A 25,188-nucleotide genomic window follows, 5' to 3' on the forward strand; every position below is an offset into this window, starting at 1 on the left:
CCATTTTCACCTTCTGGTTTTGGCTCGACTGTCGGTTTACCATTTTCGCCTTCTGGTTTTGGTTCTTCTGTTTTACACGTTCCGAACTTATCTAACGTTTCTTTCAATGTTTCCTGGCTTATATTGCTCCAGTCTGAAACAAAACGAAAGACAACAACGTCTCCAGATTTTAATTTATAACTATCTGCTCCGACTTCTGCAGACTGATCATTTACATCATACAGCCAAGCACTTGTAGCCCCGGCCATTAAACCATCGATGCCTTTTACATATGTTCCAAACGACATCGTTTCAGATTCTACCTTGTCCCCCATGACCTTTTGCAGCAAACTTAAAGCTGTTTCTCCATCTTTAATTTGCTCTTCTTTCGGACATAACATAATGCCTTTTTGTGATTCCCCAATAATTGCAAGTTTTGCTGTATTTCCTTCAGCAAACGTAATATGTACTGTATTCGCAAAAGAAACAAATACAAGTGTCACTGCCATTAATGATGTAAGCAGCCATTTTTTCAACATTGCCATCCCAAAATTTCCTCCCTTACTACCATTTACACAAAAAAAGGCCCTTCAAGGGCGTGCGATTGACACTCTCTTTTTGTAAGTGTCGAACAAAAATGTACAACACCTCCTACCCGCATCATTCGCGGCTATATTTGTATAGGAAAAATAATTTTGTTTATGAACGTATCATTGTGATAACATTCACTTTTCTTGGCACAACTTACTCCCATTTAAGTTATCGTAAAACGATAAACCTATACATTCTGTAAATTTTAAATTTCTGTATTATTTTACTATTGACAAAGAATTTTGTCCATGCTTTATCGGATTTATTTTCTAAGAATAATAACTTATTAACTCTTAACTATGTAAACTCTTTTCACTAATAATGACGCCATCTTCATCCGCATAGACATATTCATTTGGATTCCATTCTACTTGTCCAAAGTGCAATGAAATATTTCGTTCTCCTTTTCCTTCTTTCACACTTCTATTTGGCATCGTTCCTAACGCTAAAATACCAATATTAATATTCTTTAGTTCACTAGAATCACGAACATACCCATTCACAATAATTCCTGCTAGCTTTCTTTCTTCCGCAATAGCTGCCAAATTATCACCGAGTAAAGCACAATTCGTAGACGCTCCGCCATCAACAACTAATACTGTTCCTTCTGGTAATGTTTGCAATCCTTCCTTCACTAGTACATTATCATCTTTCACTTTTACAGTTGCAATTTTCCCGTGGAATTGTTCTTTCTTCCCAAAAGACCGAAAAGACTGGCGACATATTTGTAATTCCTTTTCAAATTCATCACATAGATCAGTAGTTTTCCACATCTTGTTCCCTCTTTTCCTTTTTCTTTCTACATAACATATTCTTGGCTTATTATCGTTTCCCTGTCTAATATTGCAATAATTTGTATGTACGGGAAAGGATACAAAAACTATTGCCTTAAGAAGCTACCTTTATTATAATCTATTTCACGGATTAAATTCAGAATATTTAAAATTAACAAAGTGAAGAAGGAGGGATTTTATGCAAATACAAACTGAGGCAAAAAAACAACCTAGTAAACCAAAGTTTAAAATGCCTGATGCGTACGTACTACTATTTTTTATTGCCTTACTTTGCGCCATTGCTACGTACTTCGTTCCTGCTGGAGAATTTAAAAGGGTTACAAACGGGACCGTTACAACGACAATACCAGGTAGCTACCATTCTGTTCCGCAATCACCCGTAGGATTTGTTTCTTTTTTTACCGCTATTGAAAAAGGAATGACACTTGCTGCTCCTATTATCTTTCTAATTTTATTTACAGGTGGAGCCATTGCAATTCTTGAAAAAACAGGTGCTCTTGACGGTTTAATCTATCATGTTATTAACAAATTTCGTAATCAGCAATTACTTTTCATTTGTATAGTTGCTGCGCTTTTTTCTATTCTTGGAACGACTGGTATTATCGTTAACTCAGTTATCGGTTTTATCCCCATCGGCATCATCGTTGCACGCACGTTAAAATGGGACGCTATCGTCGGTGTAGCAATTATTTATTTAGGTACTTATGCTGGTTTTAATGCTACTATTTTATCTCCCTCACCTTTAGGCATTTCACAAAAGATCGCAGAACTTCCGATGTTTTCCGGGATTGGTTTACGCACCGCAATCTATATATCTTTTTTACTTGCCACTATCCTTTATATAAATTGGTATGTAAAACGCTTGAAAAAATCAAATAAAGGAAGCATCCTTGGCGACAACTGGTTTCCCAGTAACGCTCTTTCAAGCGAAAAAGAAACAGAGAAAAAAGAAGTCCCTTGGACGATACGTCATAAATTAATTTTACTCGTTTCAGCTTTATCATTAATTGCATTTTTAATAGGCGCTTTTCGTCTACATTGGACGGACGCAGAAATGACCGCTACTTTTATTTTCATTGCAATTACAGCAGGAATAATAGGTGGCATGAAAGCAAACGATATCGCATCCACTTTTCTAACTGGCTGCCAAAATCTTATCTACGGTGCTTTAATCGTCGGAATGGCTCGCTGTATTTCAGTCATTTTAGAACAAGGCAAATTACTTGATACAATCGTTAACCAACTCGCACAAGCTCTCGAAGGACAAAGCCCTGTATTTGGTGTTATCGGCATGTATGTGAGTAGTGCCGCATTACATTTCCTCATTTCATCCGGGACAGGAGAATCGGTTATTTTCATTCCGATATTAGCTCCATTAGCTGATTTCATGCACATTACACGCCAAGTTACAGTACAAGCTGTTATGCTTGGAGAAGGTGTAGTAAACTGCTTAAATCCGACTTCTGGTGTTTTAATGGGCGTTCTCGCAGCGAGCGGGATTTCTTATGGAAAATGGATTCGTTTCATGGCTCCACTTGCACTCATTTGGTTTATCATTGGACTTGTTTTTCTTATTGTTGGGGTGAATATTGAGTGGGGACCTTACTAAATACTTAACTAGATAAATAAGTACTATCGTTCCATATAAATATCTATTCTATTTCCCTCACTAGTCCTATTAAAATCATTTATTCTAGTAAAAATATAAGAAGGGATTGATCATAATGATCAATCCCTTTTATCAAACTATAATACCTTTAAAAATCTTAGTTCCAAATTTTATTTACCCATTCAGGATGATCAATAAAAGGATTGCGGTTATGTTGATATTTTGTAAAAATCACTTCATTACGCTTTCGCTCTAAATCATCGACCGGGTCTTGTTCATTCCATTTTAATAAAACCGATAGTTTCCCCATGTATGGATCTTTATTGTTATTCACTTTTTCATTTAGTTCTAAATCTATTTCGCCGTTGTCCCCCTCGTAACGAACAGCCATATAAAACAGCATTCTAGCAATATCTCCTTTTACACTATCACGAGGTTCCCAAGAATCACTATCATATTTACATTCTGTCGCTTCAGAATGATTCACACCACCATTATCAAAATCTAAATTCCCTCGTGAACTATTTACAGATACATCCGTCGCTCTTAAATGATGTAGATCTGTTCCAGGTCCTGCAGTCGTTCCAAAGTCACCGTGAGATTTTGCCCAAACATGCTCACGGTTCCAGTTATTTACTCCTGATCCATTCGTAAGCTTCCCTTGCGAACGACCAGTATATAAGAGTATCACATTATTTTTATTATTTGGATCTTCATCAGTATCTCTTAGTGCTTCCCAAACCGCACTGTATGATAACTTTGTATGATTATCAATAATATTATGCAGTTCCTTCTTTAATTCTAAGCCCGTTTTTCCTATTACGTTATTATAATATGTATCGTCATAACTTTTTACAATAATCTCTTGTGCTGATGCAGAAGCTACTTCACCGTGTATAGTATCTGTGAATGATAGAGATGCAGAACCTAAAATAAAAAATGAAGATAGTGTAATCATAGCAATCTTTGTATTTCGAAACTTCATATACCCATTCCCCTTTAAAATATAATTTGAAGCTACTAACTAAAAAATGCTTTCTCCCCCAAAACTTTTAGAAACCCATACCCACCCTTTTCTTTTTATTTAATACAAAACTCTATTGAGTTTATATCATTTCCAAACTTTTTGTTTATCTACTTTCCAAACAATTTTACTTTTCACAAGAAATATCCTTCTCCCGTAAAGATTATTAAAATATTCTTTACAATTAAAAAGTAGTTTAATATTAACTTATAAATTTAAATTAATTTATGCAATAATGCATATTTGATAAATACTTAAAAAAACAGTTTGAATAAAAAGCATTCAAAGAAAACCGTGCCACAAAACAGATACGGTCTAAGACAGAAATAATAAAAATCAAGATGATAGCTCGACTTTTCCTTTTTCCATAACTGTCTTTATTTTTGTGTAAAACCTTTCTTTCTCTGAATAATACGTACAAAAATAGATTGGATACCATGTAGGCACCAATCTATTTTAATTAAAGAAACTGTGTCAATTCTGAGTTCACAATACGTTGTGCAGTAATGATAACACTGTCAGCTGTTAGTCCATAAACACTATATAGTCCACCAGGTTGATTAGGAACAATTTGAACTTCATATTCAAATGCTTGTCCAAGAGCAGGATGAACTAAACTTAGAGTTGCAAAAGTAGAAGCATTAGAATTCACATTGAAGTTTACCTGTTCAATTAATACTAATGAACCGTCAAGTCTAAAAACTCTAGCTACTCCAGTAAGCGGGCCCGCAGTACGGTTAAGGATCTTCACCCTAACTCTATTTGCATTAGCAGGTTGATTTCCTACGTTTTCAATTGGTCCTGTAGTAAGAGCCATATAACATCACCTCCATTATATTATTATGATATTCAACGTTATATATTGATGTTATAGTTTAATTACCCAATTTATTTTAAATAAAAAAGCTTGTTTCTTATATTTTCTATAAGAAACAAGCTTTTCTTTTTCAACTACCATTCCTAAGACAAGTTTATCCGTCTCGAAAACATTTACAGTTACAGTTACTTGACGTTTATGCTGGAACAGAACTACTACTATTTACTTTGCATTGAATCTATATATTTTTTAACTACTTCATATACATATTCTTGATTTGCCGCTGCTGTATTTGGGTTATATTTCCCACCGTTTGTTTTATTATTAGATAATACTCGAATCCCTAAAAACGGGACGTCATAAGCTTTTGCGATTTGAGCTGCAGCAGCTCCTTCCATTTCTTCTACAGATGTACCGTATTTTGTATGGAACCACTTAATTCTATCAACTTCGTTATTCCAAACGTCTGCTGAACCAATCGTACCTTCAACTACTTTACCTTTTGTATATTTATCTTTCACTGCATGAGCCGCTGCAAGTAATTCCTTATCTCCTTCGTAGTATCGGATTTTCTCAGCATTTGGATCTTCTCCTGCACTTCCTTCAGAAGCCATTAAGTCCATAGATATCCATTTTGTCGGCTCAATTCCTTGGTTCTCATCCATATTTGTTGTTTTTAATGAACCTATATTTGCAACTTGTTTTCCTAACACAATATCAAATACATTTAAATTTGGATCATGTCCACCTGATGTTCCTTGGTTAATAATTGCTGTAGGTTTATATTTTTCAATAGCCACCGCTGTAGCAGCTGCTGTATTCTCCATTCCTTTACCTGTTTTCGCAACGATTACAGGATAATTGTCGACAGTTCCTTTATAAAATACAAAAGTTCCAGACTTTTCTTCTTTCACATTTTTTAGCCTTTTCGCAAACTTTTCTGCTTCTATCGGCATTGGCCCTTGAATTAAGATTGGTTTTTGATTGCTTTTTGCCTCAACTTGTTTCGGACTCGCATCACATCCCGCAAGTATCGAGAATGACAATGCAACAGTAGTTACTAGGGTAGCACATTTTTTCAACGTATTCTTCTTCATAAATAATCTCCTCTTTCTCTTGTTGTTTTCTATACTCGATGCTTTTGGTCCAAACAAAAAAGTTCTAGAAATTGTAGAAGATTCTCTACTTTCTAGAACTACGGTAGTCAAAGTTAATTAAGCACATGCAAAATTATAAATCGGTAGCGCACATTACATAGAGCGCCCGAATACTTTAACCCGTAGTCCAGTTCTTTCATTGGGAACTAGGTAGAAACGCTCGGACCATATTACCGAGTATATACGAGTGATGTTATTCAAAATTATTATATGGATAATATAACAAACTACTAGTATATGCGCAAGAAAAAAGTGAACATTTTCGATTGAACAACTTAAAATGTTCGTTTTTAAATGAAAATTAGATAAAAAAACCTATCTCTTAACAGATTTTTTTATTAAAAACTTTTATATACTAAACTAGATTCCCACTCAACAACCAATCTTTTACAAGCAGTTTCTTTCTTTCCCAACTTCCTCACCTAATTTTGATGTAAAAGCTTTACTGCCCGGGATAAAATGTGCTTCCATCCAATTCACAATTATTTCTTCCAACTCTGGATGAAGTGGCTTTCCTGCCCCTTCTTCATAATTCTTTTTAAACTCTAATGCTTTAAGTTCACCTTCAAAACTTTTTAAACTATGATCCATATTTTTTACTACACGTACTTCAGAATCACCCTTCACATACTCACCGATCCGCTTCGCTCTTTCAGGGTCAGCCTGAATATCTTTATCACCAGCAATAGCTAGTACTGGACATGTTACTTGTTGTAAGTCTTTATAGATGTCATGCTGAAAATGCTCTCTAAACCACTTTGCATTCATCGGTTTAAAACCAACTTTAATCGTATCTTTTTCTGTGTTCATCATTTTCTCTTTTATTTTTTCCATCTGTTTTTCTCCGCGTTTCTCTACATTAAGAAGACGCATTAGTTTTCCTTTTATTCCTTTCTGCTCTTTTAGTTCTTTATAAGCAATTTCTCTTTGTCTTTTTGTAGCTTCTTCTAATGATTCTGCAGCTCCTGTAATAAGTATGAGTCCATTAACTGGTGTTCTTGCGTTTACTACAGTGGCTAACATACACCCTTCACTATGACCAGCTAAAATGATATTTTCTGGATCAACAAATGGTTGTTCTTTTAAATACGTTATCATGGCCTCTATATCACTAACTAAATCCCACATTCCAGTCTTCAGAATTTCTCCGTTACTCTTTCCTACTCCGCGCTTATCGAAACGGAGCGTCACTACTCCAAGTTGCGCCATTACATGTGCTAAATCTTTATATATGTTCGACTCAAGCTTTAGCGGTACTATCGTTCCATCACGATCAACTTCTCCAGATCCAGCGATAATTACAACAGCAGCATACTTCCCACCAGCTTTTGGCTTTGTAATCGTACCTTGCAAAGTTAATTCACTTTTTACCGCTACTTCATATTCATCAAAGATCATTATATTAATCCTCCTTCTATTCCGTTATATCTAATTTGAATTTCAAACTCGCTATTATATTTTTGTACTCTCTTACATCTTTCATCGGAACGAAAACCGGGTTCTCTGCAATGCTTTGTAGCATGCTTCGCTTTATAATCTCTTCATTTCTAACTGTTTTAGCACCAAGTGGAAATTCTGCAAACCATCCATCAATCGCATCAAAATAGGAATCGCCGTGTAAATGCAGGCTATTTACTGTGAAGCTATTCGTACAAACCGCTGCATATTTCCGTAGCATTTCTAATGAACCTTCAAAATTCCCTTGCATGCAATATACTTGTGCAGCAGCATAGTATACTTTTAAAGTCATATTGGGATGTAACGTTTCTAATTCATATATATCTATTAATATAAAAGCTCTATTTAAAATTACCTCTACTTTTTCAGCGCTTGAAGCATTTACTACTACATAATTCGGTATTGTCCCAACGAGTTGTATTAAATGTTGATACATACTAATTTGCATCACTTCATTTGCCTTCTCAGCATTTCCAAGCATTTGATACGCCTGTGCGATTAGATCTCCCTCTGGAAAGTTAGGACGTATCGTTTCGCCAAGTAATTGAAGCACCTCATTTGGTCTATTAAGTATAAGATAGCAAGTTGCTTGAAACGATGCCGCCTCTTTCACAAGAGAAACATCGTCACTTTCTTCCTGCACTCTGCTAAAGAGATTCATTGCCTCTTCTAAAATTTCAATTCCTCTATCCGTGTCCTCTGTTAACATGTGATGATTAATAAAAAGTATTCCTATTTGAAGTAATAATGGAAAACAAGAATAATATTTTTTGATTATTCCCCTGCACTCCATTATTACTTCATCAAACGGTTCTTCACTAAAAGCTTCGGCTAGTCGATGATATAAATTTTTAATATCTTCCTGCTCCATTTGTGGTGTATAACTAATTAGTTCATCAATACTTATGTTAAAGTACGATGCTAATAGTGGTAAAAATGTAATATCCGGATAACTCTGCCCCGTCTCCCATTTGGAAACAGATGCCTTCGTAATACCGATATACGCCGCTAACTCTTCCTGCGTAATTCCCTTTTCTTTTCTCTTATTCGCAATGATTTTATGAATATGAATCTCTCTCACTGTATCACCTCATACTTTTATTATATGTTTTATATTTCACACAAAATATGGATTTAAATTCGACTTTCATTTACAAAATCAACTGTTAGGAAACATCTGTCTAAAATCAAAGGCAGGAACATATTTGATATGTTCCTGCCTTTTTAATGTCGGTACCGCTACATAGCCATCTAGCTAAGATTTTGAAGTGCTTCAAAATCAAACATTTCATCTCATCACAGTTTTCTATGGGAATCCAGTGAACAGCTTATTTACATAATTTTCGATATTGGAAGTAAATTTAAGTTGTTTTTAAAGTAGGTATACCTAGTAAAAATTGTTGAATTGTGCCCGTTTGTTAAAGTTTAATTTTCATTATACTTTTTGTACTGAGTCCAGTGCTTTTTTTAATTCATCTGATTTTTGAGTGCCGATTACTACTGTGTTATATTGCAACTTTAACTCTATACCTTTATTTCCATTCATGTTATAGGCTTTTTCATTCTTAAGGTTAAAACGAATTCCCCATCCTCCAAATCGTTTTATTGGACTGTAAGTAATGCATTCATAATGATGTATATCTTTGAAAAGGTACTGCTTATATTGAAAATGAAAAGGAACAAAGCGGACATAAAGACCTTTTTCACGGACCTCAATGATCAGTTTCAATACTCCAAGCATTAATACAGGAAAGGCAATCCCGAACAACCACATAACAATTAAGACACCATTAGAAGCTGGTTTATCTCCAAACGGGATATCAAGAATAATTTGTTGAATAAATCCATACCACATCAGCATGGAGATCCCTAATATGAGTATCCATACCCAAATTGGGGATCGCTGAACCTCACGAAAGATAACTTGTTCTTGTTGTTTCATTAATGATTATAACCTCCTAAAAGGTTTATTTTTTCTCACTCATTTTAAGCCGTTTTGCACTTCCAAAAAATGCGCTCCCAATTATGAATATAACGGAAGAAAGATACATTGTTATCCCTGAGTATTTATTATCAAAAATTGTGAAATTAAGTAAATTAATGAACATCATCAATATAAGTGCTATGTACAATCCATTAATATATTTCATTTATCCCCCCCCTTTACTTTTTTGAAAACCCCTATGTGATAAATAGTGGTTTCTAAAGGTATTATTCAGAATGCCCTTTTCCCTATTTTACCATTTTATAGAGTTGATATGTTGTTTGTTTTCGGTTGAATATTGTATAAACACTCGGTTAACATAACGTCTCATGATCAGTAGCAAGAAAAAAGGATAATCCGTCCTCATAATGGACTAATTATCCTATAAATCTTTATCTAAATTTAATAAAACAAGAACTTCTTTTCCTATGTATCATTACTTCGTTACCTCACCAAACTGCGCTCTCGTCACTTTCGCCAAGTCATCTACTTTAAGCTCAATTTGTATACCGATTTTCCCTCCACTTACAATCATCGTTTCAAGTGATTGGGCACTTTCATCAATACATGTAGAAAATAGCTTTTTCATTCCAACTGGTGAACAACCGCCGCGAATGTATCCTGACACTTTCGTAATATCTTTAACAGGAATCATTTCAATTTTCTTTTCACTTACTACTTTTGCGGCAGCTTTTAAATTTAGTTCCTCATCTACCGGAATAATAAACACATGATAATTTTTACTATTCCCTTGAGCGATTAACGTTTTATATACTTCTCTCACTTCTCGTCCAATTTTCTCGGCTACTGATACGCCATCAATTTTCCCATCGTCTGGATCATATGACATCATCGAATATTCAATTTTTTCTTTATCTAATATTCGCATCGCATTTGTTTTATCTTTTTTCATAACGTTCTCCTTAAAACTTTATTTCATATCATTAAGTTTTCCTTTATTATACACCCTTTTCCATTTCTCCTACATAACTTCACGTATTTTTCAAAACTAAAAATATTGATAATTCAAAAATCATCTGATATAATTTGGAAAAACTTACGTTAAGGAGAGATTTGCAATGCGAAATGTTAATACTTCTTTCCAACTTCATCATCAAACGTAACGCCGTGTATCCGAAGAAAAATTTTTCTTCGTGGGTACAGGGCTTTTCCTGTTGACCCACGAAGCGTTCATAAAGCTATGTGGGTATTTTTATACCTGCATAGCTTTTTTTAATTTGAAAAAGGAGTGATTATGATGGAAATGAGAAATGTAAAAGGAACGAAAGACTATTTACCAGAGGAGCAAGTGCTGCGAAATAAAATTAAAAGGGCTTGTGAAGATACGTTTGAACGATACGGATGCAAACCGTTAGAGACACCGACGTTAAATATGTATGAGCTTATGTCTTACAAGTACGGCGGTGGCGATGAAATTTTAAAAGAAATATATACACTTGAGGATCAGGGAAAACGTGAGCTTGCCTTACGATACGATTTAACTATTCCATTCGCAAAAGTTGTGGCAATGAATCCGAATATTCGCCTCCCTTTTAAACGTTATGAAATTGGGAAAGTATTTCGAGATGGGCCAATTAAACAAGGAAGATTTCGTGAATTTATACAATGCGACGTTGATATAGTCGGTGTAGAATCAGTCATGGCAGAAGCAGAACTCATGAGCATGGCGTTTGAGCTGTTCCAAACATTAAACTTAGAGATAACGATCCAATATAATAACCGAAAATTGTTAAATGGTATTCTTCAGGCCATTAACATCCCTACTGAATTAACAAGTGACGTCATTTTATCATTAGACAAAATCGAAAAGATTGGGATTGATGGTGTACGAAAAGATGTATTAGAGCGCGGCATTTCTGAAGAAATGGCTGATACAATATGTAATACTGTATTATCTTGTCTAAAGCTTACAATTGTTGACTTTAAAGAAGCTTTCAATAACCAACTCGTTGCCGATGGAGTAAACGAATTGCAACAATTACAGCAATATTTAATCGCTCTCGGAATAAATGAAAATACGATATTCAATCCGTTTTTAGCAAGAGGACTCACAATGTATACAGGGACTGTATATGAAATCTTCCTAAAAGATGGCTCAATTACATCTAGCATAGGTAGTGGCGGCCGTTACGATAACATTATCGGAGCATTCCGTGGTGATAATATGAACTATCCAACAGTCGGCATTTCATTCGGTTTAGACGTTATTTATACAGCACTTTCGCAGAAAGAAACATTATCATCTACAGCGGATCTATTTATCATCCCACTCGGAACAGAATTACAATGCTTACAAATTGCCCAGCAATTACGTTCTATCACTTCCTTAAAAGTTGAACTTGAACTAACAGGACGCAAATTAAAACGTGCCCTTAATTATGCCAATAAAGAGAATATCCCTTATGTGCTTATTATTGGTGAAGAAGAACTTAGTACAGAAACCGTTATGCTAAGAAATATGAAAGAAGGTAGTGAAGTGAAGGTCTCCCTTTCTTCTTTAAGTAGTTATTTATAATACGAACCACCCTCGTTTGGGTGGCTTTTCTATTTTATAGATAATCAACAATTAGTTTACATAAAATAATTACAAGCTACCTAAAACTAAAAATATATAATATCCAATTACCTGTTATTTTTAGTAATATATAGATGTATATTGTTTTAGGAGGATTCACTTTGAAAACCTACATACAAGCACTAAAGTGGACTACAGGGATCTATCATCTTTTATTACTTCCTTGTTATTATGTATTTCCAAGTCTTGTTAACCTATATGGGATACCTTTACTTCTATTGATTGTGTTACATATCACTACTATTTTATTAGCTAAAAAAGTAGACATGAATACGTACCCTCATTATATCGGCATTATCGTTACTCTAGTTGCCTTCTTTCCTTATATAGTAATCGTTCTACATATGATAGCAGCCATTTTTCTTTTATTAGATGCTGTTTCTATGAATGCAAAAGAAGTGTATGATTCATAGATGGATAAAATGAAACTTTAATCCATAGAGTTTTGAGATAGGTTGGCAAAAAGGATTTACTTTTTAAGTAAACCTTTTTTTCATTTTTAATTACTTTCCTTACTCAAGACTAATAAAAGAATATTCTGTTTAATTTTTATAAATTTCTAAATATTTATAATATATTCAAATTAACATACATTTTAGTTATGTAAAAAATCTAAGTTTTAAGGAGATGAATCCATGCTGAAAAAGTTGGTAGCAGGTGCATTATTAACTGTTTTGTCGTTAACTGGAGGACTGGGATCAGTATCAGCTAGTACCGAAAAAGATTATACGATTTCCTCTTTCGAATATGTAACTGTAGATGAAAAGACTGTTGATTCGTTTAACAAATTGAGTGCTCCATTAAAGGAAGACGTAAAAATAACGTTAGTTCTACCGAAACAAAATCAAAATGGAGACTGGTTATCTTATGGATTTTCGAGCAAAGAAAGTTTAGAGTCTTTTATTGAAAAAGATAAACAAAGGTTGAATAATTCAATCACTCCCCTTGGTGTTGGAGGAAGCGGACCTGGTAGTACAGACTTCTATAAACTCACAAATCAAGGTAGCGAGTATTTTTCTCTAAGTAGCGGTTATAAAAACTTGTCTGCTGGTTGGCAAAATCAAATTGTTTCTGTACGTACAGCATCCCCTACCGCTAGCTATTCAACAACACTATGGGAACGTACTTCAACTGAAGGATATGGAAAAGGTGTTGTTTTTAAACATGCTGATTGGTATGGTCAAATTGCAAACTTAAATAACTTTCCAACTTCAGCAGTTGAAGTTAAAAAGTAAAAATATAGAAATAAAAGGTGTTTTCACGTATGGAAACACCTTTTATTTCTACAACTATTTCACATATCTCGTCTATACCAATTTCAACTCTTAATTATTATCTTTCGTATTCCTACTCTCCAAAACCTTCTCCATATTATGAGTTGCCCATTCCATCATTAATAGAATCATTGGACGAAGAGATTCACCAAGATCAGTTAATGAATATTCTACTTTTGGCGGCACTTCACGGTATACTTCGCGATGTATGATGCCATCTGCTTCAAGTTCTCTCAGCTGCAGTGTTAACATTCTTTGTGTGATATTTGGTTTTAATCTTTTTAATTCATTAAACCGCTTTGTACCATCTAATAAATGATACAAAATTACCCCTTTCCATTTCCCTCCAATCACCTCAACCATAGCTTCAACTGGACAAGAATATTTATTTAAAAATGGGTAATTTATATTATTTTCGTTTGGACAATCCATAATAAATCCCTTCCCTTAACATTAGTATCTTTTTTGATACTATACCACATAAATGTGCGTACTTGTATCTATGTTACTTTAAAAATATAATTTACTTACAAAAATAAATTCATGAAAAGAGGAACTTTTATGACAAATACAAAAGAAATTACAAAAGAAAAAATTATGGAGGCTTTTCATTTCAGACATGCATGTAAAGAATTCGATCCTATGCACAAAATTTCAGAAGAGGATTTCAAATTCATTTTAGAAACAGGCAGATTATCTCCTTCTTCTTTTGGATATGAGCCTTGGAAATTTATTGTCGTACAAAATAAAGAATTAAGAGAAAAACTACAACCGTATTCATGGGGCGCTGGTGGGCAACTTGCAACAGCTAGTCATTTTGTTATTGTTCTTTCAAGAAACATTAAAGATATGCATTATGATGCAGAGTATATTAAATATATGATGAACGATATTATTGGATTGCCTGAAGACACTCAAAAAATTAGATATGAATTCTTCAAAAAGTTCCAGGAAACAGATTTTAACTTATTACAATCCGATCGTGCTGTATTTGATTGGGCATCCAAGCAATCTTATATCGCTTTAGGTAATATGATGACGAGCGCAGCTCAAATCGGTATTGATTCTTGTCCAATAGAAGGATTTGATAAAGAGGAAGTAGATTCTTTACTTCGTCAAGAAGGCATTATACAAGGCGATAATCTTGAAGTATCAGTTATGGTTGCCTTTGGTTACCGTAAAGAAGAGCCAAAGCGTGATAAAACAAGACAGACTATGGATACAATTGTTGAATGGATTAAGTAATATAGCACAGACAAATAATGCTCCTAATAGCTGTATACTCATACTAAAGAAGAATCAATTGTTTTCTTACGTATGAATTTGGTTTTTCATGGAAAGATATGTTAGTATGTATACAGTTTGAGTGCTCTATTTTTAGAGTCGAACAGGAGGAGAATGAATATGTCTGATATTGAAGTTGGCGAAGTGTTTACTCTTAGTGATGAGAATAACGAAGAGCAAGAAGTAGAAGTACTTGGAGCGATGGATGTCGAAGGCGCAGAGTATATTGCAGTTGCCTTTGTTGAAGATATCCAAACAGAAACTGAGGAAGACATTGATATTTTCTTTTTAAAAGTAGAAGAAGATAATGAGTTTTCATACATTGAAAATGATGAAGAGTTTGATAAAGTATCTGCTGCTTTTGATAAGATTTTAGATGAACAAGAACAAGAGTAAACACGAGGGGGATGCATATCCACCCTCTTTTTTTATTCATCACTCATTCAGTGATTTATGCAGTAACTCCAGTACATCTTTCATCGCAAAAGGTCCATCTTTTTTAACATGCTCCGCAAATTCTGAAACGAGACGTAATGTTCTCACACTTTCGATTGGATGTTCTCCTGATGCACTTTCAGCTGAAAGCATAACTGCATTCGTCCCGTCCAGTACAGCTTGAAACACATCAGTCACCTCTGCTCTTGTTGGAATAGAATGATCTACCATAGATTGAAGCATTTGTGTTGCTGTAATGACATATGTATTCGTTCGATTACATTCCTGAATCATCATTTTCTGTAAAAGCGGAATGCATTGATACGGTAACTCTACTCCTAAATCGCCCCTTGCAATCATAATTCCATCTGCTTCTTTACATATATCTTGAAAATTCTCGATTGCTTCCATCGTTTCTATTTTTGCAATTAAATTAGGTGACGTTTCTTTATACTGTTGTATAAAATCTCGTATTTCTTTTATATGACTAGGTTTTCTTACGAAAGAACATGCGATAAAATCAACATTCTCCTCTAAAAGAAACTGAATATCTTTTTTATCTTTCTCTGTAATAGCTGGTAAACGAACAGCCGCATCTGGTAAATTAACTCCTTTATGAGATGAGATATTGCCACCTGTTTTTACCTTCGTTTCTATTTTGTCCGTACTTATCTTTTCAACAATTAATTCAACTTCTCCATCATTAATTAAAATTCTACTGCCTACTTTCACATCATTCGTAATTCCTTCATAATCAACACTCGCTTCTGTATTACTCCCTGTAACTGGTTGTGTATGTAAAATAAAAGAATCTCCTGCCTGAAGTGTAATTTGCCCTCCTTTCACTTCACCTAATCTTATTTTAGGTCCTTGTACATCACCCAAAAATTTAATAGAGTCATCTAATGATTTCACTAAACGAATGATGTCTTTATGACTTTCATGCGTGCCATGCGATAAATTCAGTCGAACAATTTTCATACCATTCTTTATTAACTGTGCTAATGTTTCTTTATTATTACTTGCGGGTCCAATTGTACAAATTCGATCGATTGTCATTTTTGTCACCATCCTTTTTTTAATAAGTTTCCCATATGAACTTAAAAATAACAGAGATTCTGACATGAATAGATTTAAATTTACATGAATTTCATAAAATTAAACCTGTATCCCTTGCTAGCTAAGCATTAGAAGATATATTCGCTTTTTTGCAAATGAAAACATGTTGAATCGAAAGTAAAAGAAAAGTTAAGTATGGGATAAACCATTGAGAGTTTCGAAATTTTCATATATTGTATGAATTGAGTTCGAACTCAAAAATTTAAAAAGGTGGGAAAATTAGTGAATATGAAAAAATCTTTATCGGTGACAACTTTAGGGTTAGCGGTTTTAGGTTTTGGTTTTACTAATAACGCAAGTGCTTCAGAGGTCGATACTGTAGACAGGCAGCCCGTTTTAGTTGACTTTGATACAATTCAATCAACAAAAACATCTAGTGTTCCTAGTTTGACTGTTGCAGCTGCACCTAAGAATGACTCTAACATTAGCGTATATACTCCCTTTTTTGGTAACCCATATGCAGTTGCTAAATCGAAATCAACTACGACCGAGGACTATGTTTATGCAAAAGCAAGAACTTTCAATGGCGATGGCTCATTAGTAAATACGAAAAGTAATAGTGCATTGTCAGTGCTACAGCGACCAACACAAGCGTTTATTATGGAGATGATTACGCTATCGGTAATCATACCTATAAATTAAGTGGTTATAATGATGTGAATCACGAAACAAAAGCCTTCTGGTAAGAAAGAGAAAAAAGATATGCATCTTGCATATCTTTTTTCTCTAATACTTTACATATATTGAGGTGCTATTTATGAAACAAATATATATTATTATCGGTGTTTTACTCATTTCATTACTTACAATTTATATTTTGTTCAATACTTCAATCATACAACCTCATCCACCTTCTAAAGAAAATAAGAGAGAGCAACAAACCAATACTATTTCTTACGGATTGAAGGATAATCAAGGCCAACATATTAACAACGGTAGCACAATTACTAGTGAGGATAATAAAATTAATGTATCATTATCATTCGTACATACTATTAACGAAAACCGAAAATATGGATTAATTGTTCTAGAAGATTACGAACAAAAACCTTTTAAAATAGAAGATACTACTAATGAAATATCACACTATTTTTTTGATATGAAACCAAACAGCTCAATGACTACGAAAATCTCTTTACACACTTCTCCTAATGCAAGTGAATTAACCTTTTTAATAATTAAAAAACCTGAATACAAATTAAAAGATAATAACTTAAATAAAGCAGCTATTTTAGAAGATATTCTAAGTATGCGATACTCAATGCATCCTCCTCAGAAAGAAAGCGAAAAAATAAAACTCTCCCTTATAGATCCAGATGCTATTTTAAAAGATGGTCTTTACGAACCATTATTTGTTACGAACCGTGAAGAGAACTTACAAACTGTCTTCTTTGAAAAGGAAGGCAAGCAATTAACCCTATCAAACGGTAATGAAACGAATGATGAAATGACTTACGCAATCGTGGCTTTTAAAGATTGGAAACAAGTTGAAATATTTAACAATAGAAAAGTCGTTTATACTAAAGTTGCACCTGAAACGAGGCAAATCTTTAATTTCATATTGCCTTCAGTGGATCAGGAAAGTAATTTTCAACTCGTCGCTTTTCCATTTCCTTTTAAAGTTAGCGAAGAAGATTATGTCAGTCAACAAGCATTCAGTTCTTTTCGCATCGTAATTGAAAATGAAAATAAATAAGTTATACTATGCACAGTATAACAACCAAAAAAGGCCTACTCACACGAGTAGGCTTTTGAAACTACGAAAGTTTCGTCAATAACTGATTTAAATCTTTTTTCGTTTTCGTCGTTAAAGATTTCATTTTATTAATATCGATTTTTTCTTTCTCCGCTCCTACAATTAACGGATACATACTTTGACCGATTGTTTTAGAATCCGTCGGATGTGATGCCTCTAGCTCTTTTTCAATCACATCCCACTTTTCATTAATTTGTTTGCCAAGCTTATTCACTGTTTCCAATTTCGGATTAGCAGCTAACTGCTTGTCCAAGCTATCAATTAATGCTACAACTTCTTTAACATTCGTTTTCACAGCAACACTTTTCTTCGGATCTTTCGTTGTCTTTCCGTTATTGTTTGTACTTGTGCTTGAATCTGTTGTTTTCCCGCTAGTCGTTTGATCATTCGTTTTTCCTGTCGTCTCTTTTTCTTTTGTTTTTACATTCTCGTTTTGAGTTGACGTTTTGCCATTACTTTCTGTTCCTGATGATTCTTTCGTATTTTTTGCATCCTTATCTGTTTTTTCATTTGAAGAAGTATTTGTTTCTTTTTCAGTATCTTTCGTTGTTTTTGACGCTTCATCTGCACTTGTCGTTTTTGCTTCTCCATCATTTTGCGCAGTTACTTGCTCTTTCTTTTCCGTTTCTTTATCTGCTGAAGGACTACAAGCTGCCATAGTAAGCATTGTACCAATTGTTATCGATGCGATAGCGACCTTTTTCATTTTCATATAAATCCCCCTATGTTTTACATAATTTATCCTCCCCTTTACGATTCGATTCCCCCTTAAAAAATCCCTTTTCATACGAATTACCATCTTTCCGACAGTAATCTTCATAATAATACGTACAAAAACTGATAAACTCATTTTAATATTCGAGTTTCTTCTACTTCATTTTTCTACTCGCAAGTAAAAGAAAAAGAGTATATTGTCACATTAAGAATTACTATCTTCATATGACGATATACTCTTCTATCAAATTTTTATGTTTCTTGACATTTTATTTATACAAAAAAATAAAATTTTCTTTCGTTTTTTGTTTCTCAACATTTGTTAACATAATATTTTTATGAATAACCACCATTCGAGTGAATGACTTGCCCAGTAACCCATTTCGCTTCTTCACTTACTAAAAAAGAAATTAAGCGCGCAGCATCCACCGGTTCTCCTACTTTACCTTGTGGGAACTTCCATACTAAATGATGCTTCAGCTCCTCTGTAATCCATCCTGTATTCGTCGGTCCTGGATCTACAGCATTCACTGTAATCCCCTTCTCCATCGCAACTGGTGCTACTGACTTTGTAAATGCTTCAATTGCCCCTTTCGTTGCTGCATATGCTAGTTCATCTGGCATTGGACCTACTGACTGTCCTGAAGTAAGATTAATAATACTCCCGCCCGTTTTAAGTGAATAATGTTTTATAAACAATGAACTTAATAGCATAGTAGCCCGAATATTAACTGTATAATGTTTATCCAACTGCTCTACATCTAATTCCTCAATTCTCGTATGAGTAGAATATACTGCATTATTAACTAGAATAGATGGATCACCTAACCGTTCTGATACCATATAAAACAAACGATTTGGCGAATAAGACTGCGATAAATTGATTTCTGCCATTTCACATCGAACATCGTAACTTTCAATTTCCTTTTTCAGCAAAAAAGGTTCTTGATCACTCATTCCCCATGGCATCGCTTTATCATACTTTGGCCAGTACGTGAAAAAAATGTCTATCCCCTTTTGAGCAAGCACCTTGCATACAGCTGCACCAATTCCATTCAGACGAGTTGCCCCTGTTACAATTGCTATTTTCTTCACCTTTTTCTCCTCCATCTATACACAGATCCCCTGCATGAATACAGAGGATCTATCTTCTTATTGAATATTTGACAGTATACGTTCAGCACCTAATTTTAACATTTTAATAAAGATATAATTTACAATCGTAAACATTACAAATAAAACGATAAACATAACCCACAGTCCGACATGAAGGAAGAAGTATAATACACTTACTCCCCCCACAATAATTAAAGCTATTAAAATATTAGCTAAAAAATTCCACAAAGTTGTATATCGACTTTTAAATAATTTCTGCTCTGTATCCCAATGAATATCTGCAGTTTGCGCGTCCCAGCGTGTTCCGATTAAATTAATTAATAACAACCCGTTCGCACTTAGTAAAAACCACAGTATCATAAAGACTGGAGAAATCCCAGCTACAACTGCCATCGTAATACCGAATACTGCTAAAATGATCACATTAATTAACCAAGCAGTGATTGCTTTCGCAAAAAAGATATCCGAAGCCTTTACTGGTAAATAACGATTCACAAACCAAGAGCTTCCATCTCGCGAAAATGACGTTGTTGCAATGACGTTACTACCCATTAAAAATAACGATGCACAAAGACCAACACCAATTGCAAATCCTGTTGTCTTTGGATTGTTAATATACTCTGTAATAAACTTTAAATTTCCATCTTGCACAAATAAAATAAAGAACAACATAATTGGCATAACGAAAGTTTGTACAATGCAATTTAAGAAAAATTGTGGTGTACGGAATAACGTTTTAAATTCTTTTTTCACATACGCTTTTAAATGCGAACTTTGTACTGTTGATTTCTGTAAACCTTCCGCCGAAATAACTTGTTTCTTTGCTGTACTCGTTGAAAGTCCAATAACCCCTTTTAAATATGTACGCTCTGCTATGTAATAAAACAACACAAAGAAGACAAATGAAATAACTGCAAAGATTATTACATATAAAGGTCCCTTCCAATTTGCATTTTCTACTAATGCCACTGCTCCAAAATATGTAGTTGGAAAATAATTTGTCATTTGTACTAAAAGAGAAGATTGATTATTTACAAGGTATTCCGCAGCCCCATCTCCAGAAAACGCACTTTTATTTCTCCACTGCATAAATACGTTAATTCCTACAATAAATAATATACTTACGATTCCAATAAATATATTTCCTCGATCTTTATTTTTCGCTATATTTGTATACCTCATAATAATTGTCATCAGTAACGAAGCTAATACTAACGGCACGATTGGGAAGAGTAAGTAAATAAAAATCATATATATGTAATATGTAATAAATGCGCCACTTTTTAAACCGTACGTAATGAAGATTGGTAATAAAATAAATGAACTCATTACGTATTGTGTAATTAATACCGTTAAAAATTTTGCCGAAATAATTTGCGCTGGTTTTAATGGTAACGGCAGTAACATTTCAATATCATTGCTGTAGTAAAATACAGTTAAAATGTTCGTTATACTCATTAAAAATACCCATATACTCGCAATCGCAAGTCCCATTGCAATAATCATTCCCGGCCCTTGCCCTAATTGTTTCAGACCTTCATACATTCCGTGCGTCATCGAACCAAATATTAAAAATCCAACAAATAAAATAGCTGCAAATGAAAATAAATACGCCCATCGCTTCTTCTTATCTGCTATAAAATCTGCGTAATTTAACTTTAATAGTACCTTCGTTAACGTCCAAATTTTACTCATTGCCCGTCATCTCCAAGAACATTTTTTCAAGTGATTCATTGGATTTAAAATGATCTCTCATTTCATCTAAATTTCCTTTAAACTGCAAATTCCCCTTATTAATAATAGCAACCCGGTCACATATTTTTTCCGCTACTTCTAATACGTGTGTAGAGAAAAATACAATCTTTCCTTTATCCGCATGTTCTCTCATCATTTCTTTTAAAATATATGCAGATTTCGGATCAAGCCCTGTTAACGGTTCATCTAAAATCCATACATCTGGTTCATGCACGAGCACACCAATAATAACGATTTTTTGTCTCATACCGTGCGAATAACTTTGAATTTGATCAGATAATGCATTATAAAGATCAAACTTCTTCGCTAAAGACTCTATTCGTTCTTGTCTTACTTCTTTCGGCACTTCATACATATCAGCCATAAAGTTTAAATATTCAATTCCTTTTAAACGTAAAAACATATCTGGGCTATCCGGCACATAACCAAACGTCTTCTTTGCTTCCATCGGCTCTTCCATAATATTTTTTCCATTAATCGTAATAGTCCCTTTGTCCACCCCGTGAATGCCAGTAATCATCTTAATTGTCGTGGATTTACCCGCACCATTTGGTCCTAAAAATCCAAAGATTTCGCCGCTAGGTACAGATAAACTTAAATCTTTTACTGCATAAGTAGACCCATTATAACTTTTTGACACATTCGTAATTTCAATCATTCCATCCAATCCTTTCCTTAATTACCAAATAACTATATTGATATTATAGCATACTTCTATTTTAAGATTTTTACATTTTTCAGTTTATTTAACCTTTAAAATAAATATACACCCCTAATCCAACAACTAAAACGACAGCTAGTATAATATAAATCATTGTTAATCGTTTAATATTCCCCTTTGTCGCTTTGCTATAATTTGCATCACCATTCCGCCCAATTAACACCGTCGCAATGACAGTAATCACTACAAGTAATACAACGATCATGATCCAAGTTAGCATTTCTTCCTCCCCCTCCTTACAACCATTTTACAATATTATCCTCTTTATTTCGCAGCATATTTCCTCTTTTTACTATTATTATGAAGCAAACTGGAAAACTATTATTACCATTCCTATCCAATTGTGATATATTTGTAACATAACGTGACTTATTTCTAACAACGTAAGGAGGACCTATCATGAAAACAACTTGGATAAAATATTTAGGATTTCTCGGTTTCTTCGGTTTCCTCGGATTTTTTTATGAAAAAGGATTGTTTACTATGTTCTGTTTCTTCTCCTTTTTCACATCGTATAGAACAGTTCAACACGATGAACTGTTTGAACAAATTGTCAATAAATCGTGTCGCAATGCATTTATCGTTACATTACTAACTACCGCTATCATTATATTTATTGAAATGTTATTTCCAAACCCGGCGCTACAAGAAATTGATATCGCTCTTATTTTCGGCACACTCATTCTTACGTTCGGTTTTTCTATGTTCTTTTATGATAAACCTGTTGATGAAATGGAAGATGCACCATGGCGTTCGTAACGAAGATAAAAGAATACCGCGCAAAATTGAACATGACACAAGAAGATTTAGCGAAGCAAGTTGGTGTACGGCGTGAAACAATTAGCCACCTTGAAAAAGGTAAGTATAATCCTTCATTGCAACTCGCTCACGATATAGCGAAGGCACTTCATAGTACGATTGATGAGATTTTTATTTTTGAGGATAAATAAAAAATACCGTCATTCTTTCCAAGAAGAATGACGGTATTTCTCATAGATTATCCATATAAAACCGCATGAAATACGCCTAATAGTAAGTATTGATCCTCCATGTAATCTCCATCATATGCATTCATCTCGATGTAATACATATCTTCCTCAAGACGAATGTTCCAATCTGCGATTAAATAGCCTTTTCGTAATAATTTTCCCATTCCAAATGAAGTTTTATGAACAACATATTCTTCTGCCTTATATGTAAAGGTAAATATAAAATTTGCATCCAATAACTTTCCGTCACATACAAGTATTTCATGCTCTGCATCATTATTATCGATGTACGTTACTAAAATCTTTCTTTGGCGCTGCCTACTTACATCCTTTGCAATGACGCGAATATTGCCCTTACTATCCTTTATTTCATAAATGATATTACTACCAATTTTCGGAATGAAGTCCAGCACTCTCATCAACGTATTTTTATAATAACCCCGTACTACGCCTACTTGCTCACTTCCATTATAAAACTCTATCGGCGTCGTATCTGCTTTGCTATCACACGGTCGTTTGTAAGAGAGCTGCATCATTCGCTCTCCTCTTAAGTACTGATCAAACGTCACAGGATATTCTATCATGCGCAGTTCTTTATTTAGCTCATACAAATAGTGTTGAACACTCTCTATTAATGTTGTAGTAGATATAAGCTCTTGAAGTTCAAATTCTTGCCAGCTGGAAGAAACATTCCATTGATTATGATCCTCTTCATAGAAGAAACCAAGAATTACCTCTTCACGGTCAGCCGTTTCATATTTCATAGGTACGTTCTGCCCGTGTTGAACTTGTTCCATCCACTGACCTAAATAAATGCCCAGCTCCGCAACCTTCATACATGATTTTTGAAAAAATACGCTGTCACTCGCGCAAATCGTTACATCTCCTTCGATAAAGCCCTTTGAATAAGCATCATACCGTGGCTCATCCTTCTGCGGGAGATTCTTGTCTAACTCAAATAAAAACTTTAACATTCTTTATTCACCTCTAGTTGTTACACTAATCATACATGACATCGCATCACGCTAGGAAACTATTTATATACGCATATTTAATTCACGCATTATAACACGTGAATGACCTTGTATAGTAGCTCTATTTTTTCGTTCTATATCTTAGTATATGAATTTATATGAGCGATTTTTCAAATATATCTATCGCAACTTACAATATATCAACGATTTTTCAAATATATCTATCACAACTTACAATATATCAACGATTTTTTCAATATATCTATCACAACTTACAATATATCAACGATTTTTTCAATATATCGATTTTTCGACAAATATCAGCATGATTAAAATGAAGCTACCTTTTCTTCCGCCACTTCTACAATTTCTAAAATTTGTAGAAGACTCTCCACTTCATAAGTCGGGTTAACATCTGTCCCGTTTTCTTTCAAACTCGGATTATACCAACACGTATCAATGCCGTAATCTTCTCCGCCTTTCATATCAGAAGTTAACGAATCTCCAACCATTAGTACGCTTGATTTATCAGTAATCCCAAACTTCTCAAACGCATAATCAAAAATCTCACGTGCTGGTTTTTGATGACCAACTTCTTCAGAAATAATAATGTAATCAAAGAAATTACATAAAGGCGAATTTCCGATTCTTGATTGTTGCACCTTCGTATATCCATTCGTAATAATACCTAACTTGCAATCTTGTAGATTTTCACATAATTGTACTGCGCCTTCTATAAGATGTACTTCCTTCCCTAAATTTTCAAGGTATACATCACTAAATTGCTGCGCATCTACGTCTATATTATGAATTGCAAATAATTGTCTAAATCGCTCTACGGCTAATTCACTTAGCGTAATCATTTTATTTTCTAAATCTCTCCATAATCCATTACTAATCTCTTTATAACTTGCAAGATAATCATTATACCCTGTAGACATACCAAACTGTACAAACGCATTATGTAATGCGTGTCTTTCCGTTTTTGGGAAATCTAATAATGTATCATCTACGTCGAATAATATAACTTTGTATTTCATGA

Annotated in this window: 28 protein-coding genes, 1 pseudogene and 1 riboswitch; of the genes and pseudogenes, 10 read left to right on the forward strand and 19 right to left on the reverse strand. The window is 34.0% G+C overall.

From position 1 onward, the window contains the following. Together BUA87_RS31705 and rraA are read right to left on the reverse strand one after the other, a co-directional pair. The coding region (locus tag BUA87_RS31705; protein WP_256678939.1) for a DUF4430 domain-containing protein at window positions 1-524 on the reverse strand (524 nt) is incomplete at its 3' end. A 339-nt stretch (window positions 525-863) separates the two neighbouring features. Further along, complete coding sequence (gene rraA, locus BUA87_RS08090) at window positions 864-1,343, reverse strand: ribonuclease E activity regulator RraA (RefSeq protein ID WP_029442832.1); 480 nt, start codon at window positions 1,341-1,343, stop codon at window positions 864-866. A 199-nt stretch (window positions 1,344-1,542) separates the two neighbouring features. On the opposite strand from rraA, the gene BUA87_RS08095 reads away from it, so the two are divergent. Next, window positions 1,543-2,973: a YfcC family protein gene (locus tag BUA87_RS08095; RefSeq protein ID WP_023522512.1), complete on the forward strand. Its 1,431-nt coding sequence runs from the start codon at window positions 1,543-1,545 to the stop codon at window positions 2,971-2,973. A 157-nt stretch (window positions 2,974-3,130) separates the two neighbouring features. Here the strand turns inward: BUA87_RS08095 and BUA87_RS08100 are convergent, their stop codons facing one another. The 8 genes from BUA87_RS08100 to ybaK all read right to left on the reverse strand — a co-directional run bounded on the left by BUA87_RS08100 (window position 3,131) and on the right by ybaK (window position 10,326). Then, window positions 3,131-3,958 carry an endonuclease I family protein gene (locus BUA87_RS08100; protein ID WP_072939082.1) on the reverse strand — a complete coding sequence of 276 codons (828 nt, stop codon included), beginning with the start codon at window positions 3,956-3,958 and terminating at the stop codon, window positions 3,131-3,133. 499 nt (window positions 3,959-4,457) lie between these two features. Next, window positions 4,458-4,814: a hypothetical protein gene (locus BUA87_RS08105; RefSeq protein ID WP_001229424.1), complete on the reverse strand. Its 357-nt coding sequence runs from the start codon at window positions 4,812-4,814 to the stop codon at window positions 4,458-4,460. 218 nt (window positions 4,815-5,032) lie between these two features. Next, window positions 5,033-5,911, reverse strand: a complete 879-nt coding sequence (locus BUA87_RS08110; protein ID WP_072939085.1) for a 5'-methylthioadenosine/S-adenosylhomocysteine nucleosidase — start codon at window positions 5,909-5,911, stop codon at window positions 5,033-5,035. A gap of 163 nt (window positions 5,912-6,074) precedes the next feature. Beyond that, a riboswitch (purine riboswitch) is annotated at window positions 6,075-6,178 on the reverse strand. 180 nt (window positions 6,179-6,358) lie between these two features. Then, on the reverse strand, window positions 6,359-7,369 hold the full coding sequence (locus BUA87_RS08115) for an alpha/beta hydrolase (RefSeq protein WP_072939088.1): 1,011 nt from the start codon (window positions 7,367-7,369) through the stop codon (window positions 6,359-6,361). A 16-nt stretch (window positions 7,370-7,385) separates the two neighbouring features. Further along, window positions 7,386-8,510, reverse strand: coding sequence for a helix-turn-helix domain-containing protein (locus BUA87_RS08120; RefSeq protein WP_072939092.1), 1,125 nt, complete (start codon window positions 8,508-8,510; stop codon window positions 7,386-7,388). 354 nt (window positions 8,511-8,864) lie between these two features. Then, entirely contained in the window at window positions 8,865-9,371 is a 507-nt protein-coding gene (locus tag BUA87_RS08125) for a DUF6141 family protein (protein WP_072939095.1), read from the reverse strand. A gap of 25 nt (window positions 9,372-9,396) precedes the next feature. Next, window positions 9,397-9,579 (reverse strand): hypothetical protein, encoded by a 183-nt coding sequence (locus BUA87_RS08130; RefSeq protein ID WP_000875160.1) that lies wholly within the window; start codon window positions 9,577-9,579, stop codon window positions 9,397-9,399. A 270-nt stretch (window positions 9,580-9,849) separates the two neighbouring features. Beyond that, the gene (gene ybaK / locus BUA87_RS08135) at window positions 9,850-10,326 is read right to left on the reverse strand and encodes a Cys-tRNA(Pro) deacylase (protein WP_072939098.1); all 477 of its coding nucleotides are present in this window, start codon (window positions 10,324-10,326) and stop codon (window positions 9,850-9,852) included. 345 nt (window positions 10,327-10,671) lie between these two features. Between ybaK and BUA87_RS08140 the strand changes: the two genes are divergently transcribed. The 3 genes from BUA87_RS08140 to BUA87_RS08150 all read left to right on the forward strand — a co-directional run bounded on the left by BUA87_RS08140 (window position 10,672) and on the right by BUA87_RS08150 (window position 13,244). Continuing rightward, entirely contained in the window at window positions 10,672-11,949 is a 1,278-nt protein-coding gene (locus tag BUA87_RS08140; RefSeq protein WP_072939101.1) for a histidine--tRNA ligase, read from the forward strand. Between the two features lie 161 nt (window positions 11,950-12,110). Beyond that, window positions 12,111-12,422: a hypothetical protein gene (locus BUA87_RS08145; protein ID WP_072939105.1), complete on the forward strand. Its 312-nt coding sequence runs from the start codon at window positions 12,111-12,113 to the stop codon at window positions 12,420-12,422. 222 nt (window positions 12,423-12,644) lie between these two features. After that, on the forward strand, window positions 12,645-13,244 hold the full coding sequence (locus tag BUA87_RS08150) for a hypothetical protein (protein WP_065229113.1): 600 nt from the start codon (window positions 12,645-12,647) through the stop codon (window positions 13,242-13,244). A gap of 90 nt (window positions 13,245-13,334) precedes the next feature. On the opposite strand, the gene BUA87_RS08155 is transcribed toward BUA87_RS08150, so the two are convergent. Further along, the gene (locus BUA87_RS08155; protein ID WP_000340576.1) at window positions 13,335-13,715 is read right to left on the reverse strand and encodes a winged helix-turn-helix transcriptional regulator; all 381 of its coding nucleotides are present in this window, start codon (window positions 13,713-13,715) and stop codon (window positions 13,335-13,337) included. Window positions 13,716-13,844: 129 nt separating this feature from the next. Here BUA87_RS08155 and BUA87_RS08160 point away from each other — a divergent pair, with 129 nt between their 5' ends. Both BUA87_RS08160 and BUA87_RS08165 read left to right on the forward strand, forming a co-directional pair. Beyond that, entirely contained in the window at window positions 13,845-14,528 is a 684-nt protein-coding gene (locus BUA87_RS08160) for an NAD(P)H-dependent oxidoreductase (RefSeq protein WP_000185605.1), read from the forward strand. Between the two features lie 153 nt (window positions 14,529-14,681). Then, window positions 14,682-14,963, forward strand: coding sequence for a DUF1292 domain-containing protein (locus BUA87_RS08165; RefSeq protein WP_025118598.1), 282 nt, complete (start codon window positions 14,682-14,684; stop codon window positions 14,961-14,963). Between the two features lie 39 nt (window positions 14,964-15,002). On the opposite strand, the gene BUA87_RS08170 is transcribed toward BUA87_RS08165, so the two are convergent. Further along, complete coding sequence (locus BUA87_RS08170) at window positions 15,003-16,061, reverse strand: pyruvate kinase (RefSeq protein WP_071714311.1); 1,059 nt, start codon at window positions 16,059-16,061, stop codon at window positions 15,003-15,005. A 282-nt stretch (window positions 16,062-16,343) separates the two neighbouring features. Between BUA87_RS08170 and BUA87_RS08175 the strand changes: the two are divergent. Beyond that, window positions 16,344-16,807 (forward strand): annotated as a pseudogene (locus tag BUA87_RS08175) (XoxI protein). A gap of 71 nt (window positions 16,808-16,878) precedes the next feature. Then, window positions 16,879-17,817 carry a hypothetical protein gene (locus BUA87_RS08180; RefSeq protein WP_000810149.1) on the forward strand — a complete coding sequence of 313 codons (939 nt, stop codon included), beginning with the start codon at window positions 16,879-16,881 and terminating at the stop codon, window positions 17,815-17,817. Between the two features lie 61 nt (window positions 17,818-17,878). Here the strand turns inward: BUA87_RS08180 and BUA87_RS08185 are convergent, their stop codons facing one another. From BUA87_RS08185 to BUA87_RS08205, 5 genes are all read right to left on the reverse strand, one after another. Beyond that, the gene (locus BUA87_RS08185) at window positions 17,879-18,589 is read right to left on the reverse strand and encodes a hypothetical protein (protein ID WP_000782546.1); all 711 of its coding nucleotides are present in this window, start codon (window positions 18,587-18,589) and stop codon (window positions 17,879-17,881) included. Between the two features lie 338 nt (window positions 18,590-18,927). Continuing rightward, a complete protein-coding gene (locus tag BUA87_RS08190; RefSeq protein WP_002094093.1) occupies window positions 18,928-19,686 on the reverse strand; it encodes an SDR family oxidoreductase in 759 nt (252 codons plus the stop codon). A gap of 57 nt (window positions 19,687-19,743) precedes the next feature. Further along, window positions 19,744-21,402 carry a putative ABC transporter permease subunit gene (locus BUA87_RS08195; RefSeq protein WP_000036853.1) on the reverse strand — a complete coding sequence of 553 codons (1,659 nt, stop codon included), beginning with the start codon at window positions 21,400-21,402 and terminating at the stop codon, window positions 19,744-19,746. Continuing rightward, the gene (locus BUA87_RS08200) at window positions 21,395-22,120 is read right to left on the reverse strand and encodes an ABC transporter ATP-binding protein (RefSeq protein ID WP_000570204.1); all 726 of its coding nucleotides are present in this window, start codon (window positions 22,118-22,120) and stop codon (window positions 21,395-21,397) included. The genes BUA87_RS08195 and BUA87_RS08200 overlap by 8 nt, the downstream gene beginning before the upstream one ends. Before the next feature lie 88 nt (window positions 22,121-22,208). After that, window positions 22,209-22,403 carry a hypothetical protein gene (locus BUA87_RS08205; protein ID WP_000958863.1) on the reverse strand — a complete coding sequence of 65 codons (195 nt, stop codon included), beginning with the start codon at window positions 22,401-22,403 and terminating at the stop codon, window positions 22,209-22,211. A 179-nt stretch (window positions 22,404-22,582) separates the two neighbouring features. Here BUA87_RS08205 and BUA87_RS08210 point away from each other — a divergent pair, with 179 nt between their 5' ends. Next, on the forward strand, window positions 22,583-22,942 hold the full coding sequence (locus tag BUA87_RS08210) for a DUF3796 domain-containing protein (RefSeq protein WP_000859208.1): 360 nt from the start codon (window positions 22,583-22,585) through the stop codon (window positions 22,940-22,942). Next, window positions 22,930-23,133: a helix-turn-helix transcriptional regulator gene (locus tag BUA87_RS08215; protein WP_000896294.1), complete on the forward strand. Its 204-nt coding sequence runs from the start codon at window positions 22,930-22,932 to the stop codon at window positions 23,131-23,133. Before BUA87_RS08210 ends, BUA87_RS08215 begins: the two co-directional genes overlap by 13 nt. Window positions 23,134-23,180: 47 nt before the next feature. Here the strand turns inward: BUA87_RS08215 and BUA87_RS08220 are convergent, their stop codons facing one another. Both BUA87_RS08220 and BUA87_RS08230 read right to left on the reverse strand, forming a co-directional pair. Next, a complete protein-coding gene (locus BUA87_RS08220; protein ID WP_072939108.1) occupies window positions 23,181-24,146 on the reverse strand; it encodes a tubby C-terminal domain-like protein in 966 nt (321 codons plus the stop codon). Between the two features lie 329 nt (window positions 24,147-24,475). Next, window positions 24,476-25,186 carry a YjjG family noncanonical pyrimidine nucleotidase gene (locus tag BUA87_RS08230; RefSeq protein ID WP_072939111.1) on the reverse strand — a complete coding sequence of 237 codons (711 nt, stop codon included), beginning with the start codon at window positions 25,184-25,186 and terminating at the stop codon, window positions 24,476-24,478. Window positions 25,187-25,188 lie beyond the last annotated feature (2 nt).

The sequence above is a fragment of the Bacillus sp. bc15 genome (genome assembly GCF_900142585.1).
Classification (GTDB): Bacteria; Bacillota; Bacilli; order Bacillales; family Bacillaceae_G; genus Bacillus_A; species Bacillus_A cereus.